The organism is Pseudomonas sp. GW823-FHT02C05 (assembly GCF_058797595.1).
In genome coordinates this window covers 877,377-893,152 of record NZ_JBXAJU010000001.1, presented here as the reverse complement: position 1 = coordinate 893,152, position 15,776 = coordinate 877,377, and the positions used below count along the sequence as shown (strand labels likewise).

The window sequence follows — 15,776 nt, the reverse complement described above, 5'->3', positions numbered from 1 at the left end:
CTTCCTCCCTGCACTTAGAAGCGCGTGTTGAGTTCAAGCTGCATCACGTCCACCTCGTAGCGCGGCCCGTAGACTTCCGAGGCGCTCATGTAGCGGGCCGTGGCATAGATGTTCTTGTCGATGCCGTAGTTGCCGCCCAGGAAATAGCCCTTGGCGTTGGTGCCCCCCAGGTGGAACGAGGAGTCGTTGAAGCCGTCGGGCAAGGCGTCGGGCTGGATGTACTTGTAGCCGGCCAGCAGGTTCCAGTCCCCGGCCTTCTTCATTTCCAGGGCATTGCCCAGGGTGAACTGCACCATCAACGCGTTGCCGCCGCTTTCGAACTGGCCCTGGCTGTTGATGTTGTTGACGATCTCGCCTTCGCTGCGCTTGAGCATCTCGCCCTTGTCGTAGGCCAGGTTGCGAATGAAGTTGGTCTGGCTGCGCAGGCGCAGGTCGTCCGGCAATTCGGTGTCCCATGCCAGGTTCAGGTCGAGCACGTCGAACTTCGAGGCCAGGCCCACGAACTGCGGCTGCGGGGTCAGGCCCGGCGTGGCCGGGTTGGGGGTGATGTCGCGCAGCAGGAACACGCTGTTGCCCTTCTGCATGAAGGCGACCCGCGAGCCATCGGTGTCGCAGCCCGGGGCCCCGGCCCAGGGCGCGCAAGGGCTGGAGCGCTGGCCTTCGATGTCGTCGAAGCGGTAGTAGGCCAGGGCGCCCTTGAGGCTGTTGCTGCGGTTGATCTTCCAGTTGGCGCCGACCTGCCCGCCGAACAGCCACTTGGTGTCGCTCTCGTTCTTGTCGAAACCGTTGCTGGTGGCGGTGTCGTTGGTGTACTCCACCGGGAAGGCGCCGAGGGTGCCGAACAGGCCCCAGTCGCTGCTCAGCTTGTGGTTGAAGATCGCCGCCACGCCGTCGAAATTGAGGTCGTTGGAGTACAGCATGTCGGTTGCATAGAACGGGTTGGCGATCCGCCCGCCGGTCAGGGTCAGGTCCTGGGTGGCCTTCCAGGTCAGGTAGCCCTGGTCGAGCCAGATGTCCTTCTTGCCGAAGCCGCCGCCCAGGGTCTGGGTGGTGGACACCGGGTTGTTGTCCGAGCCGGTGCCGATGCGGATGCCGGCGGTCCATTCCGGCGAGATCACCGCCTTCATCCCCAGGCGCGCGCGCAGGCGGAACAGGTTGTCGCGGTCCTCGCGGGTATTGAGCAGCGGCGGCAGCTTGCTGTTGGTGTCCTTGTTGACGTCGTAAGGGCCACTGTCGTTGAGCTTGGCGTAGTCGACGATCTCGTTGCTGTTGTTGTCGGCGAAGAACCGCGACTCGTCGCGCAGGCGGATGTCGCCGTCGAAGCTGATGCGCGAGATCCAGTCCGGGAAGGTGTTGGGCTGGGCCCAGTTTTCCTGCTTGGCGGTGGCCATGACCTCGGCCTTGACCTGATCGCGGATCTGGTCGCGGACGATGGCCGGCACGTATTGCACCCGCACATCACCGGGCGCCGCAGCCGGGCCGGTTGCCGCCACGGCGGTGGCCGCGCGGGCCTGCTGGGCTTCTTTCTCGGCCTGGGCGATCAGCCCGTCGGCCTGCTCCTGCTTCAATACCCCCTGCTGCACCAACAGACGGATCAGGTTGATCGTGGCGTTCTCCGAGGGCGCGGCCGCGGCGGCCGTGGCCTGTCCGGCCAGGGTCAGGGCGACCATGCCGAGCGCCAGGGTCAATCGATTCACGGTGGAAATCATCTGCACACAACTCCTGTAGAAACTGCAAATAGGGGTTCGCTCATTCCGGTCGCCGGCCCTTGAGGGACAGGCGCACCGGCAAGGTCAGGGAGGCCGGCATGCGCTCTTTCAGGCGCGGCGTGGCCCGCAGTGCCGCCAGCACTTGCTGGTCGGTCTCGGGGTTGCCACTGGAGCCGGCCAGCTCGGCGCGGGTCACCTGCCCGTCGGCGCCCAGCCACAGGTCCACCTGCAAGGCATAGGCTTTCTTGCGCAACTCCGGGTCTTCGCGCAGCGCGCGCTGGAAGGTCGCCGCCAGGTACTGCTTGTATGTGCCGGTGCCCAGCCCGCCGCCACCGGCGCCGGCCATGCCGCCGCCCTTGCCGGCACCGACGTTGAAGCCGTCGTTGCCGGACTGGGCATCGCCGTCGATCTGCATCGGGTTGGCCAGGTCGTCCGCCGGCGATGGCGGTGCTTCCTCCTCCGGCTTGACCTCCTCGGGGGTGGGCGTGGGTTCGGGTTCCGGGATCTTTTCTTCCACCGGCTCCGGCTCCTTGGGTTTCTCCGGCGGCGGTGGGGGTGGAGGCGGCGGAGGCGGCAGCGGGATGATGGTCGGCACCTTCGGCGCTTCCCGGCGCACCCCGGCCATGTCATTGGCCCACTGCCACAGCAGCCAGGCCGCCACGGCACCCAGCAGCAGCCCCGCGCCCCACTTGAGCAGGCGCAGGGCGCGCGGCTTGTTCTGTACCGGCGGCAGCTCGAACGGTTGATGTGCGCTCATGGCTCAGCCCTGGCTCGGTTTGCCGGTGACCAGGCCGACCTGGGACAACTCCAGGCGGCGCAGCAGGTCGAGGACTTCGATGACCTTCTGGTACTGCACCGTGGCATCGCCGCGGACGATGATAGGGAAGTCCGGGTTCTGCGCTTTCTCGATGCGCAGGCGCTCTTCCAGCTCGCCCAGGGTCACCGGGTAGGCGTCGAGGAACACCTGGCCGCCATCGTTCACCGAAATGGCCTTGGTCTTGGCCTCGGACAGCGACACCGAGGCACTGGCCTTGGGCAAGTGGATCTGGATGCCCGAGACCTGGGCGGTGGCGGTGAGGATGAACATCACCAGCACCACCATCAGCACGTCCACCAGGGGCGTGATGTTGATGCTGTCGACGGCGGCATCGTCTTCGTCGTCATGGGAGGCATTCACGGAAGCCATGGTAGTTCTCCTCAGGCCGGAACCGACGCGTTGCTGTGGCTGACCCGCCAGTGGGCGTTTTCGCTGTGCTGGCTCTCGCCATGCAGCTCCGCCAGCCGGGTGATGAACTCGTCGACGAACACCCGCATGTCGGCGCCCACTTCCTTGTTGCGGGTGATCAGGCGGTTGTAGCCAAACAGCGCCGGGATCGCGACGAACAGGCCCATGGCGGTGGCCAGCAAGGCCGCGGCCATGCCCGGGGCGATGGCGTTGATGTTGACGTCACCGGCCATGGCGGTGCCGAGGAACACCACCATGATCCCCAGCACCGTGCCCAACAGGCCGATGTAGGGGCCGCCGGCAATGGCGTTGGACAGGGTCGAGAGCTTGGAACTCAGCTGCTGGTTTTCCCGGGTGCGCACGCCATCCATGGAGCAGCGGATGGCCTCGATGGTGGCCGCCGACACCGACGAGGTATCGGCGCCCTGCTCGCGCCGGGTGCGAATTTCTTTCACCGCCACCAGGTACAGGCGCCACAGCGAGGAATGCTCCAGGCGGCTGGCCAGCACCTGGTCGTCGGCAAACATCTCCAGGCGGGTGCCGACCTTGGCGAACTGCTCGCGAAACAGCGCATTGGCAGCGCTGACCCGGCCGACCATGCGGTTCTTGCGCAGCATGATCACCCAGGACTGGATCATCATCCCCACCAGCACCAGGATGATCACCCAGGCATCCACCGGCACCGCCTTGAGCAGGAAACCCAGGCTGCCGAAACCAAAACCCGACTGTTCTTCATCGACGCCGTAGACCACCAGCTTCGACTCCGCGCCCTGGGCGCTGGCATCGGCCAGGATCAGCGCCGCCGGACGCGCCACCTTGGACAGGCGCAGCTCGTCCAGGGCCCCGGTGAACGGCTGGAAGTGGCTGGCCTCGACCCCGGCGGCCGGCGGCAAATCGGCACCGATGGCCAATGGCGAATTGAAGGTGGGAATGGCCTGGGCCAGGCTCGCGGTTTCGCGGCCATTGACATACAGCGCCAGTCGGCTGCCCTCGCCGCTCAGGGCCAGGTGCTGCCACTGCCCCGGGTTCAGCGGCTGGGTGGAGGCAGCGCGCTGGCCGTCCACTTCAACAAAGGGCATGCCCTGGTTGATGCCGATCAGCAGGCTGCCGGCACCTTCGCGGCGAGCCAGCAGCAATTGTTCGCCGCTGGCCTGGTCCAGGCGTACCCAGGCGCTGAAGGTGAAGGCGCCGCCGGCGTTGTGCTGCAGCGACGGGCTGGCCGGCAGCAGCAGCGGCTGGCCGCTGAACTGCAGGGCCCGGCCGATCACCCCGTCGATCGCCGCGCCGGTGGCGTTCTGCGCGGTGTTGCCATAGGCGGTGGTGTCTTTGGCCGGCGTGCCGTTGCTGCCGTCGAAGTGGTAGATCGCGGTGTAGCTGGGGTCGAAGGTCAGTTGGCCATTGGCCGTGCTCGGGGCCTTCTGGTTGCCGTAGTACATCCAGATGTCCTGGCGCTGGCCGCCCTCGACCTTGGGCACATCGACCCAGATCAGCGCCATGCCCATCAGCGGGTCGAAGCTTTCGATCTGATGGTTGAGCAGGGTCTTGTCATCGGCGGCGACAAAGCGCAGGTCGGCGCCGTCTTCCTTGACCCCGTCGAAGGTGAAGTTGCCGGTGTGCAGGCGCACCAGCAGCGCGGTGCGGCCAAGGGCTTCATTGATGGCGGCGCCTTGCGGGGTGGTGTCCACGCTGATCTGCTTGCGGTAATGCCAGTCGTCCTGCCACCAGGCATGGGCCGTGGCCGGGAGCACGAAGCCCAGGCAGATCAACAGGCTCAGGAATAAGCGTTGCATGTGAAGGGTCTCCGTAAAAAGTCAGAACGTCGCTTGCACGCTGAAGTGCAGGCGCGGGTCGTATTTCTGGGTGTTGGGGCCGTCCTTGAGCGGGTAGCCCCAGTCCAGGCTGCCGGACAGCCACTTGCTCAAACTGGCGCGGGTGCCCAGGCCGACACTGGCCAGGCTGTATTCGTCCTCCTGCTCGGGCAGCGGGTCGTGCAGGGACAGGTGCGCACCTTCGGCAAAGGCATAGAAGCGCCACTCCTGCACGTAGCTGCCGAGGAACTTGGCCAAAGACGGCGTGCGCAACTCCTGGGAGAACAGGTAGCCCTCGTCCCCGGTGCGCTCGGCGGCCAGGTAGCCGCGCACCGAGGTGGCGCCGCCGGCGGAATACTGCTCGTTGGACACCAGCGGCCCCGAGGCCAGCTGGAACGCCGCCTTGGACGCCGACTGCCAATCGTTGGCGAAGGTGTAGGTGAAATTCAGGTCGCCCTTGAGCACCGAGAAGCTGGCGCTGGCCTCGTCGCGCTTGTAGTGAAACTCCTCGGCGTCACTGCCGTAGCCGAAGAAGCGCCGGGTGCCGACGATCAGGTTCAGGCCCAGGCCCAGCTGGGCTTTCTCGCTGTAGCGGTAGCCGTTGTAGCCAAAGGTCATGGGGGCGTACTTCAGCGGAATCTGGTCGCTGCTGCGGCCAAAGCGCATCTCTTCCTCGAAGTCCTTGAAGTCCACACCCACCGACAGCGAGTTGGCCCAGTTGCCCGCGGCGGGCAAGGTGTAGATCGCCGACACCCCGTAGGAATGGCCCTTGCCCAGCACATTGCTGCCGCCGATGGTGGCGATGTTGCTGTCGGACTGGTAGCCGGAGAACTGCAAGGCCCAGCGATCGCTCAGCGGCGCGGTGTAGGAACCGGACCAGACCTTGGCGTTGTCGGTGTCCTGGGGCGCGGTGAAATAGGTCAGGGAAATGCTGTGGCCCAGTTGCCAGAGGTTGTCGTAGCCGACGTTGACCACAGTGCGCAGCTTCTCGGTGTCGGCGCTGTAGTCGTTGTTCAGGCCGACACTGGCGTGCCAGGGGTTCTGGTCTTCCACTTGCAGGTCCACGTCCATGGTCCCCGGGCGCTGGCCTTCACGCACCAGCGGCATGACCTGGCGCCCGGCGCCGCGATTAAGCCCGGCCAGCTGGCTTTGCACCGTGGCAAAGTCCGGCACCTGGCCTTCTTGCAGCGCCGGCACCTGGTCGCGGATCTCCACCGGCGAATAATGCTTGGCCCCCACCACCCGCACCCGACCGACCTTGGTTTCACTGACCTGCAGATAAACGATACCGTCCTCGACCTTCTGCTCCGGCAGCTCGACGAACACCGACTGGTAGCCGCGCTCCTGATAGACCTTCTGCAGCGCATCCCGGGCGCCTTCGATATCGGCCAGGGCCTTCTGCGGGCCAAGGAAGGGATACACCGCCTCCTCGATGGCCCGGGCATCGAGCACCGTATTGCCGCGCACGAAGTACTCATTGACGTCCACCAACCGCGCCGCGGCCGAGGCTTCGACCGGGGCCGGCTCGCCCTCCTCGGCCTGCACCGCCGGCACCAGCGCCGCCAGTGCCAACCAACCGCACAACGGCCACCAGCGCCCGCCACTGCCCGGTCGCCCTGATTTGCCCAGATGCTCCACACCGCCCCCTAAAAAACTGAAAATTGGCGCGCGTACGCGCATTGCCGTCGCCGTCTGCACAGCGTTTGGCCGCTTCAATTGCTGGTGATCGAGGTGTTTTCGTGGCGAGCCAGCCAGGTGTGCAACAGCGCGAAGTTCAACGAGAACTCAGGCATTTGCAGCAAGGCACCGCAGAACACTTCACCGATGATTTTCTGGATCAACTGCACCGCCCGCGGGTTGTTCAACAGCGTGGCGATATCGCGACTGAGGACGCCGAAGCTCCAGACCTTCTGATTCAGGTCCAGGCCGACGAACCAGCGAAACAGCAGGTTGTAGCTGAGCTGCTCATAGAGTTGCTGCTCGCTGGGCACCGAATACAGCAACTGCAACAACAGAATGTGCATCACCGTACGCGGCGCGATCAGCATGCCGGGCTCGGCATTGAGGCCCTGGAGCAGGTCGCGGTGCTGATCCAGCAACTCATCGATCTGCGGACGCAGCAGCACCAGCGAATGCCCCGGCGGGATATAGCTGGCCACCTCCTTCAAGGCGCCCTGCCAGTCATCCTGGGAGACGATCCAGACCCACGGCGCGCCGTAGCGATAGACCGACACCGGCTTCTTGCGCGCGGCCTCGACAATCTTCGATAGCCGTTGATCCAGCTCCTGCATGCCCACTTTCGAGTAGCGTTCCATAGTCCCCATAGCCTCACTCCCGGCGTCCCGCCTCGGCTTAAAAAAGTGGCCTGGCGGCCCCCTCAAGCGCGTTACATACCCAAGACGCGCGTGGCCATGTGCTACCGAACTTTTGTCATAAAAGCTTCATTCACGAGAGCAACGCGCGAACGTTGTAGGAGCCGGCTTGCCGGCGAAAACTGCCACCAGTGCAGCGCTGGGCTGTCGTTATTCCGCGCACGACCAGGCCGCCCTCTTCGCCGGCAAGCCGGCTCCTACGGGAGGGAATTGTTGTACTGGGGAAGGCTTGAAAATGCGCCGCCCGGACGGGGGCTCTGTTTCATAAGCAAGACCGCACCATTGGACGTGCTACATGCCAAGGGTGCGGCACCTTTACTGGCCATGACTCAACTGCTGGAAAGCCTCTCCCGCGCAGAGCCGGGGAATGCTGACGACGCCAATCTGCAACAGATCTCCAACGTAGCGGCAATCGTGCTGCTGGGCGGCGCGGAGCGCTTCAAATGGGGGCGGTGATTTGTTTTTTAGGGGGAAAGAAGTCTTTTAAAAGTGGTTGAAAACGGCCAATAGCGGACGTTGATCAAATCCGATCTTACAAATTGTGGACAGTTGCCAGCCTTACTCAGTCTGCCTTCTATTAAACCTGGTTTCGCGATGTGAAAAAGGCCATCACTGCCGCAAGTACCAGCAAGACAGAGCTTGCGAGAAATGTCATGCGATAACCGCTGCCGTCGAACAGCAGCCCACCGAGGGTAGAGCCCAGCGCAATGGATAGCTGAATGACCGCCACCATCAAGCCGCCACCGGCTTCAGCATCCTTGGGCAACGCCTTGGCCAACCACGACCACCACCCCACAGGTGCCGCCGTCGCGATCAGGCCCCACAGCCCAAGCAGTACAAAAGCTGCCACGACTTTGCCGCCAAGGACAATCAAAGAAAGTGCAATCGCGGCCATCAAGAGTGGAATGCAGACCAGGACGCGGTACATTCCGGTTTTCAGGAAAGTGCCGATCAGAACGGTCCCGACAAAACCCGCCACGCCGATGACCAGCAGGACCATCGACAACAGGGATACATCTACACCTGTGACGGTTTCCAGGAACGGGCGCAGATAGGTGAACAATACAAACTGCCCCATGAAGAAAATGCCCACACTCAACATGCCGAAACTGACCAATGGGCTCTTAAACAATCGGAAGACATTGCCAGCGCCCGGTTTGCGCGGCGCCGGCGCCATGGCTGGCAGGCTGATCCACTGCCAGATCAACGCGATAATCGCTACCGGAATAAGGCAGAAAAAAGCACCCCGCCAACCGATGACACTCCCCAGATAGCTTCCCAGCGGAGCGGCCACTACGGTTGCCAAAGCATTGCCGCCGTTGAAGATTGCCAGAGCCTTGGTCACGCTATGGGCAGGTACCAGGCGCATGGCCATTGCCGCCGACATCGACCAGAATCCACCGATCACCACGCCGATCAGCGCACGACCAATCATGTACACCGTATAGTTCGGCGCCAGACCGACCACCAGCCCCGACACACACATAATCCCGGTCAGTACAAGCAACAGCGTCTTGCGGTCCATTGAACCCACTAGCCTGGAAATCGCAAGGCTTGTCAGCACCGCGAAGGTGCCGGAGATGGCGATCCCATACCCGGCCAGTCCTTCACTGATTTGCAGATCAGATGCAATCGGCGTGAGCAAACTGACAGGCATGAACTCCGAGGCGATCAACGCGAATACGCACAGTGTCATCGCAAAGATGCCACTCCAGTAAGCCGGCAGTTCACCAGTCCCCGGCGTGCCGAGGGCCTCACCTGCCGGGGTGTCGAATACTTGAGCCGTCATTCAAAAACCTCTCATCAAACAATTGCAGGCGTTTTAGCGTTTCTATCCAGATTTTTGGGCGTTACAAGATTGCCCACAATTTGAAGACTGTATGAGCTCTTGAAGGTCACCTTTTGCACAGTGACCTTGTCACTTTTGTAAAAATTGTTGGCGCCTTCCGGCGCGCTGACAGCGCTTTTCGAGTCAGTTGCTAAGGCATCACCGCCTGCGACTGAAAGGACGCCCAGGGCCGCAATGCTGACGCCGCTGGCCTTTACGAATGCGCGCCGATCAAGCCCTGGAGAGTTCAAGGCTTCTGCAGCTTCGAGGAGGGTTACAGGTGTCTCGCTCATCATCAGTACTCCGTTCCAGATATGTGACAGAGCTTGACGGATTCGAAATATCTTGATTAGTAGGCGTAATCTTCATGTGGTTTTGAGAAAAACTCAGCAATGGCCAGTACTAAAGTCAACGATCTCCAAGCTTTTCTTGCGGTGGCGCGAGATCAAAGCTTTACGAAAGCCGCCGCTAAACTGGGCATTACTCCCTCTGCGCTGAGTCATACGATCCGGGCACTTGAACAAAGACTGGGGATACGACTGCTGGCCCGCACGACACGCAATGTGTCGCCCACAGAGGCGGGAGAAAGATTGATGCGCTCGATCGCTCCGCTTTTTGATCAGATCACCGCCGAGCTTGAAGCGCTGGGCGAGCTGCGGGACAAGCCCAGTGGCACGATTCGTATTTCCTGTACTGATGATCAGATTGAGTTGTGCATTCGGCCAATGCTTGCAAGCTTCCTGAAGAGCTACCCGGATATCACACTGGAGTTCTACGTCGACTATGGATTCACCAACGTGGTCGAGGAACGATTCGATGCTGGCATTCGCATGGGCGAATCGATCAGCAAAGACATGATCGCCGTTCGCATAGGCCCAGATTGGCGGTTGGCTGTGGTGGGCTCTCCAGAATATTTCGAACGCAACCCGGCACCAACAACCCCCCATGAGCTGACCGGGCATGACTGCGTGAATATCCGACACAGACCATCAGGGGCGATCTACGCATGGGAATTTGAAAGTAATGGCCAGGCTTTTACCGTCAAGGCAGATGGACAACTTGTTTTCAACAGCATCATGCACGTACTCAATGCCGCCGTTGATGGCGTTGGCTTGGCCTACGTACCAGAGGAATTGGTAGCACCCTATCTGGCTGACGGCCGGCTCAAAGAAGTCTTGGCCGACTGGTGCCCTGAGTTTCAGGGTTACCATTTGTATTACCCGAACAGGCGACAAGCGTCTCCCGCCTTTTCTGCATTGGTGGAGGCGCTGAAATATAGAAGCTGAGCCCTCTGCATTCGACGCGCGACAACGTCTGCTATGGATCGATTGCGGCCGATCGTGACAGGCAACAATCGGCCAGGAACTGCCGCTCGTAAGCGGCAGTTTCCGCAGTCAGTCAACCGTCGATCAATCCTGCAGAGCTTGGACAGTCGCACTTCCCATACTCGCGAGAAAAATGCCGATATCCCGATTAGACCGCAGACAAACCACGCGGCAAGCTGATGGCGCTGTTGCTACAAGTTGCTGCATTTTTTCTCGCGCTGATTTTTTCGTCCGCCACATGAATCTAAAAAACTCCGGCAGGTTCGCCAGCAGCTCGGGGCAGTTCTCCGGCAAGTCGGGCCGAGACTGACCGCGTTGGAGCAGCGTTCTGCGCAGTACGCGCAAGAATCGAAGCGTCGCCGAACGATCAATCCATATCAAAAGATCGGCACGGGCCACCCGGTTGTCCCAAGTGGCTGAATGGCCACCTTCGAATATCCAGCGATCTCGAGCCTCTACATCGAGACAAAGCCGCGTCTTCTCGTCCGGGCTTCGTTCGATCCACCCTGGCTGCCAGTGGATAGTGTCGATATGAACGACCGGCAAGCCCGTGCGCTGACCAAGCTCACGCGCCAAAGTGCTTTTGCCTGATCCAGGTTGACCAACAATCATCACCCGTTGCATCGAAGCTCCTTCTCGCTATGCAAGCTGATTTTTTGGGGCGGCGAGTTTACGTCAATGCTTACCTCGGTCAACAACAGGCGCTCATCACGACAGGCAACTTCTGACCGAAAGCGGTCAGCCCAAACGACAAAGCATCGACACAGGTGAGTCCAAACGGTTAGCCGCCAAGGGCCACAGATACTTAGGTCAGGCCCCGACCAAGGGATAGAGCATTGGCCCTCTCCGTCGATCTAGAAGCATCTCAACTGGCATTGTTCGAACAGCGCCCGTTCACGCAGTCAAACGCCCTTTCAGCGAAAATCGCTGGCCTGGCCGTTGCTTTCGATAGCGCCATCTCCCCTACCCCAACTGCAAAAAGAACCGACCAATCCCCGCGCCTATCCGCTCTGAAAAATCCTCATCCAGAAACAGATACCCCATGCCATCCGAAAGCACGCCTTTGTGCTCAGGCAGCGCTCTATCCAGATCGCCCCCATAAATGGATACCCTTCTGCGCCCTGCCTCCGCTGAAACAGGCGCCTGCAGCCAAGCGTCCACGCCATCCAGCTTCGAGGCCAGGTTCTCGTCATCATCCACGTCGCGGTTCACCCCCAGCCGTACCGCCCCGCGATCTGAAATCGGCTGAACAGCCTCATTCCGCTCGGAACCGGCTCGAACATAGCCCATGACAACCGCTTGCGAGCGTCCCTGGACGGCACGCAACTTTCGATAGTGGCCGACCTCGCCCGGCAAGTACGGTACAAAAACCGAAACCCAATAACTCCTATCGATCAGGGCCTCTGAAAACCAATGTCCAGGAAAGGCCACCAGGTGTGTCAGCGGCACTCCATCAGGCGAACAGGGCCAAGCCAGCTCCGTGGGCAGGCAGGCCCCACCACCGGCATAGGCATCCTCTTTTGCAGGCGTTTCACCGGTAAATATCAGCTCGTCAAACATCCGTTTCTGTCCACTCCATCACAGGTTGCCGCATTCGTTAACAGCCTCTGGCCAATACTTGGGTCAAGACTTCACGCCACGCACCGCACGTCCACAATCCACCATCAGTTCCTCCAGAAAGGGGCGCAACTGCGCCTCGCCCACCGCCAGCACCCGCTTGTACTCATCCTGCCCGTACCATTCCCAGACAGTGGTGGAAAACCCCATGTTTTCGGCTCCGAAATTTGTCCGGGCGAATATACCGATATCAACGTACTGGCGCGCATCCAGCACACTCGCCGCTTGTATCGCGCCGCAATCTCTGAAATCTTCTGCCCCCTTGCCCACGATGCCAATGCCCATGAACCCGCACCTCGCCCATCTTGTTTCCGACTACCAAGCCAGCATCCGCACGGCTGTCGAACTGATGCAACAATCCGCCATTCCCCTCCCCGCCAGCAACGCCGATTGGGTGGGAACCGATATCCCGGATCAAGGAGAACTGGCTGGCGGTATTCGCTACTTCAAGCACGGCTATGGCTGCGCCGTTCACCTGCCAACGGCAACGGTGAGCTTTGACTTTGGCGAGCAGGGCGAAATCGACGGAATAACCCTATCGAGGCTGGCCGGCTTTGCCGAGAACAGGCTCGTGGAATACGGTTTTACGGATGAGGATGAACTAAAGCAGTGCTTCGACCAAGAAGTGGCAGCAGGCTCGCTGGTGTATTCGGGCTATATCCTTTATTACGTCGCAACCGTTAGATCCCAAGCGCGCACGCTCGAAGATAGCGACAGTCCCTCACCCCCCGAGCACCCCGGAAGCCCATCATGAAGTTCACCTCAGCCGGCCAAATCATCGACCCACAAACCGTCGGCTATCGCAGCCTGGGCTTCGGCGAAGCACTGACGATCCCGGTAACGCCCTATGAACTGCGCATCCACCACGGCGATCTGCCGCAACGCTTTCTTGACTGCGCGGACACCTTTGCCGCCGAATGCAAAACCGACGATATCGACCAGGGTTTTGTCGACATCCAGGAACTTGCAGAGCTGGGCTACCCAAGCTTCAGGATGCTGTTGAAGGACCATCCCGATCTGGCGGCGCGCCTGGTCCAGGACTACCTGTATTTCGAGTTGCTGTTTTCGCTGTTCCCGCATTCCAGCGGCCTTGAAGTCGTGATCAACAGCATCACCGGCGTCTGCTCAAAAGAAGGCGTCATGCTGCTGACGGGCCAGACCTACGCGGCCAGACACTCATGAGAAAGCCCTGGCGTCAGGACCGAGGCCTGGGATCAGGCCACTGATGGCAACCGTCGATTCACTATCGAGTGTGGTCCGGGCCTTCTCCCTGGCGGCTTGATGCGCGTTCAGGGCAATGGCGTATCAGCCGCAACACAGGCAACCGCTGATCAGCGGTTGATCGGGGTCGTTTTCAAGAAATGCGACTTTGACCTCCACACCGGGTCGCAGCGGCGTCACTTCACAACGCCAATTGGCAGTACCGGCCAGCCAACAACTGCTCTTGTCGTCGAACCGACCTTCGCGGTCCCAGGGAAACTTGACCTTGACCCTTTCGAAGCGCTGACCACGCGAGTTCGCCTGGTCTTCCAGGGCGATGACCAGCGCCGTCTGGTTGCCTGGCGCCAGAGGCTTCTCATGAGCCAAAGGCGGGCGATAGCAAAGGTCCAACGCAAGCGCGGTGAAACGGTTGCGATAACCCTGGCGCAGTTGACCCTGGTTGTCAGTGTGGCCATTGGCGACGCTCTCATCCGCAACCTGTGGTTGCTTGCCCTCATGAATGACCTGAGTCAGTAGCCAGAGGTCGCTGCCCTGGCCCGAGGTTTCCAGGACATGACCACTGAGCAGCCCGCTCTGCGTACCTTGCCCTTCAACCTGGCGCGACTCCCTGGCACGCAGGCTTGTCGGCGTGCCGTGACCGATCGGTAACAGGGTGGCGAGCCCATCGTGCCCGGGGGCAAAAGCAGTGATCGGCCCGATCGCGGGGAATACTGCCTGCTGATCGCCAAAGACCAGCACGTGGCCTTGAGCGCTGTGCTGGAAGTGGAAGTGAATTCCCTCTTCCTCGCACAGGCGCTGAATAAAATGCAGATCGGTTTCATCGTACTGGGTGCAGCAGTCACGCTCGGGGTAGCTCGCCCCGAGCTCAAAGCGGTAGGCATCCCCCAGAATCCCATGCTCCTCCAGGACCAGGGCGACGATAGCAGGCACCGAGAACTGCTGATAGATCCTCTTGTTGATACGGTGACGCAAGTAGGACAGGTGCGGCACCAGGGCCAGGTTGTAGTGCGTCAAGCCTTGAGCGTCCGGGCCTCGCGCAATGTGATAGATGCGCCCATGAATGCCATTGCCCCAAGTGTCGAATGCCAGAAAAGCCGACACATCGAAGAGGCATTGCAGGTCCAGATCCGGTCGCTCGCTCACACACTCCACATTGAAGAAATAGGGCTTGCTGATCGCCTCTTCTCCGGTGAACGCGCGCACCTTGAAGTCGTGCGCAAAACCGTCGATTGTCAGGCTGAACCGGGGTGCATTGGCTGGGCTTAACATCCACTGTTCTCTTATTGCATAACCTGTTGAATGGGCACGGTCGTGCAGCGCCTTGCGCAAAAGTTCATCTTGCACAAGACGCGTACATGTCTCCGAGTGTTTGAACAATGCGCTCACACACAATAACAATGTGCATGAAACAGCAAGCGAAGAGTCAAATCAGTTCAGATACTGCTCTTCACCTTGGTCCAGACCCGAGTACGGATTCTTTCCAGTTTCAAAGGCAGCGGCTCAAGTGGAACCAATGTGGCGATGGTTTGCTTGTCCGGATAAATCCAGGGGTTATCGCGCAACTTCTGCTCGACGAACTCGGTGGCATCTTTATTGCCATTAGGATAAAGCGTGTGATTCGAGGTCTTGGCAATCACTTCCGGGCGCAACATATAGTTGATGAAGGCCAGCCCTTCCTTGGGGTGAGGGGCATCTTTCAACAGCACCAGGTTTTCCGACCAGACCAGCGCACCTTCACGAGGAAGGCTGTAGTTGATCCTGCGCCCGGTATTGGCACTTTCATTGGCGGCCTGCGCAGCCAGGGCGCCATTGGCCCAGCCCACAACGACACAGATGTTGCCGCCCGCCAAGTCGGTGTCGATTCTGGAGGAGTCGAAATAAAGGATATAGGGGCGAATCTTCAACAGCAGCGCTTGCGCCTTCTGGTAATCCTCCGGGTTCTTGCTATTGCTGGGCAGCCCGAGGTAATTCAAGGCAATCGAGATGATCTCGCTGGGAGAGTCGAGCATGGCCACACCACAAGACTGCAGCTTGCTGATGTTCTCTTCCTTGAAGATCAGGTCCCAACTATTGACCGGGGCATTATCGCCCAGGGCTGCCTTGACTTTATCGACGTCATAACCAATGCCGGTGGTGCCCCACAAGTAGGGCACGGCGTAGCGATTGCCAGGGTCATTGACCGCCAGTTGCGCCAGGATGGCGGGATCGACATGGGACAGGTTACTCAGTTGACCTGAATCAAGTGGCTGCAGGACTCCGGCCTGGATCAGGCTGGGCAGTACATTGGAGGTCGCCACCACCACGTCATACCCCGTGCGCCCGGCCATGACCTTGCTCTGCATGATATCGGCGCTGTCGAAGGCATCCATGTGGATACGGGTGCCGGTGGCCTGTTCGAACTCCTTTGGAGTCTCTGGTGCGAGCAGCCCGAACCAGTTGTAGAGGTACATGGCAGGCTCTGCGGCACCCGCCGTTGTGCTTATTCCGGCATAGAGAAACGCAGCCGAAAAAATGGTTCGCAAACGTGACTTTCTCATGCAACATCCTTGTCCAGACGACGTGCCCTCATGGCGGTCGTAAACCCGTGCCAGCGAATATACCGGGCATCAGCCAATAGTAAATACCTACGATTACTTAGCTCCGGCCGACCATTCCCTAACCCTAAAGGGGT

Annotated in this window: 17 protein-coding genes; 4 read left to right on the top strand and 13 right to left on the bottom strand. The window is 60.6% G+C overall.

Translation table 11 applies throughout. The features are described from left to right. Window positions 1-14: 14 nt before the first annotated feature. The 6 genes from AC1RGE_RS04260 to AC1RGE_RS04235 all read right to left on the bottom strand — a co-directional run bounded on the left by AC1RGE_RS04260 (window position 15) and on the right by AC1RGE_RS04235 (window position 7,057). Entirely contained in the window at window positions 15-1,709 is a 1,695-nt protein-coding gene (locus AC1RGE_RS04260) for a putative porin (protein ID WP_011061115.1), read from the bottom strand. 40 nt (window positions 1,710-1,749) lie between these two features. After that, on the bottom strand, window positions 1,750-2,466 hold the full coding sequence (locus tag AC1RGE_RS04255; RefSeq protein WP_011061114.1) for an energy transducer TonB family protein: 717 nt from the start codon (window positions 2,464-2,466) through the stop codon (window positions 1,750-1,752). A gap of 3 nt (window positions 2,467-2,469) precedes the next feature. After that, on the bottom strand, window positions 2,470-2,895 hold the full coding sequence (locus tag AC1RGE_RS04250) for an ExbD/TolR family protein (protein ID WP_011061113.1): 426 nt from the start codon (window positions 2,893-2,895) through the stop codon (window positions 2,470-2,472). 11 nt (window positions 2,896-2,906) lie between these two features. Next, window positions 2,907-4,724: a DUF2341 domain-containing protein gene (locus AC1RGE_RS04245; protein ID WP_492583451.1), complete on the bottom strand. Its 1,818-nt coding sequence runs from the start codon at window positions 4,722-4,724 to the stop codon at window positions 2,907-2,909. A gap of 21 nt (window positions 4,725-4,745) precedes the next feature. Then, window positions 4,746-6,380, bottom strand: coding sequence for a ShlB/FhaC/HecB family hemolysin secretion/activation protein (locus AC1RGE_RS04240; protein WP_374046632.1), 1,635 nt, complete (start codon window positions 6,378-6,380; stop codon window positions 4,746-4,748). Window positions 6,381-6,454: 74 nt separating this feature from the next. After that, the gene (locus AC1RGE_RS04235; protein ID WP_047286332.1) at window positions 6,455-7,057 is read right to left on the bottom strand and encodes a transposase; all 603 of its coding nucleotides are present in this window, start codon (window positions 7,055-7,057) and stop codon (window positions 6,455-6,457) included. 339 nt (window positions 7,058-7,396) lie between these two features. Here AC1RGE_RS04235 and AC1RGE_RS04230 point away from each other — a divergent pair, with 339 nt between their 5' ends. Next, window positions 7,397-7,570: a hypothetical protein gene (locus tag AC1RGE_RS04230; protein WP_346624230.1), complete on the top strand. Its 174-nt coding sequence runs from the start codon at window positions 7,397-7,399 to the stop codon at window positions 7,568-7,570. 121 nt (window positions 7,571-7,691) lie between these two features. Here AC1RGE_RS04230 and AC1RGE_RS04225 read toward each other — a convergent pair whose 3' ends face one another. After that, window positions 7,692-8,903, bottom strand: coding sequence for an MFS transporter (locus AC1RGE_RS04225; protein ID WP_492583449.1), 1,212 nt, complete (start codon window positions 8,901-8,903; stop codon window positions 7,692-7,694). Between the two features lie 14 nt (window positions 8,904-8,917). Next, window positions 8,918-9,235: a twin-arginine translocation signal domain-containing protein gene (locus tag AC1RGE_RS04220; protein ID WP_492583447.1), complete on the bottom strand. Its 318-nt coding sequence runs from the start codon at window positions 9,233-9,235 to the stop codon at window positions 8,918-8,920. Window positions 9,236-9,334: 99 nt separating this feature from the next. Between AC1RGE_RS04220 and AC1RGE_RS04215 the strand changes: the two genes are divergently transcribed. Continuing rightward, window positions 9,335-10,228: a LysR family transcriptional regulator gene (locus AC1RGE_RS04215; protein ID WP_065363950.1), complete on the top strand. Its 894-nt coding sequence runs from the start codon at window positions 9,335-9,337 to the stop codon at window positions 10,226-10,228. A gap of 123 nt (window positions 10,229-10,351) precedes the next feature. Here AC1RGE_RS04215 and AC1RGE_RS04210 read toward each other — a convergent pair whose 3' ends face one another. From AC1RGE_RS04210 to AC1RGE_RS04200, 3 genes are all read right to left on the bottom strand, one after another. Beyond that, on the bottom strand, window positions 10,352-10,891 hold the full coding sequence (locus tag AC1RGE_RS04210; protein WP_077934046.1) for a P-loop NTPase family protein: 540 nt from the start codon (window positions 10,889-10,891) through the stop codon (window positions 10,352-10,354). Between the two features lie 339 nt (window positions 10,892-11,230). Continuing rightward, on the bottom strand, window positions 11,231-11,827 hold the full coding sequence (locus AC1RGE_RS04205) for a hypothetical protein (RefSeq protein ID WP_492583445.1): 597 nt from the start codon (window positions 11,825-11,827) through the stop codon (window positions 11,231-11,233). Window positions 11,828-11,890: 63 nt separating this feature from the next. Then, window positions 11,891-12,169, bottom strand: a complete 279-nt coding sequence (locus AC1RGE_RS04200) for a hypothetical protein (RefSeq protein WP_011061106.1) — start codon at window positions 12,167-12,169, stop codon at window positions 11,891-11,893. On the opposite strand from AC1RGE_RS04200, the gene AC1RGE_RS04195 reads away from it, so the two are divergent. Both AC1RGE_RS04195 and AC1RGE_RS04190 read left to right on the top strand, forming a co-directional pair. Beyond that, complete coding sequence (locus tag AC1RGE_RS04195) at window positions 12,168-12,638, top strand: DUF6896 domain-containing protein (protein WP_015635476.1); 471 nt, start codon at window positions 12,168-12,170, stop codon at window positions 12,636-12,638. The two genes, AC1RGE_RS04200 and AC1RGE_RS04195, sit on opposite strands and share 2 nt — an antisense overlap. Then, a complete protein-coding gene (locus AC1RGE_RS04190) occupies window positions 12,635-13,066 on the top strand; it encodes a hypothetical protein (RefSeq protein ID WP_492583443.1) in 432 nt (143 codons plus the stop codon). The genes AC1RGE_RS04195 and AC1RGE_RS04190 overlap by 4 nt, the downstream gene beginning before the upstream one ends. A 123-nt stretch (window positions 13,067-13,189) precedes the next feature. Here AC1RGE_RS04190 and AC1RGE_RS04185 read toward each other — a convergent pair whose 3' ends face one another. Continuing rightward, window positions 13,190-14,374, bottom strand: coding sequence for a contractile injection system protein, VgrG/Pvc8 family (locus AC1RGE_RS04185; RefSeq protein WP_492584244.1), 1,185 nt, complete (start codon window positions 14,372-14,374; stop codon window positions 13,190-13,192). 164 nt (window positions 14,375-14,538) lie between these two features. Beyond that, window positions 14,539-15,642 carry a polyamine ABC transporter substrate-binding protein gene (locus AC1RGE_RS04180; RefSeq protein WP_401024117.1) on the bottom strand — a complete coding sequence of 368 codons (1,104 nt, stop codon included), beginning with the start codon at window positions 15,640-15,642 and terminating at the stop codon, window positions 14,539-14,541. Window positions 15,643-15,776: the final 134 nt, after the last annotated feature.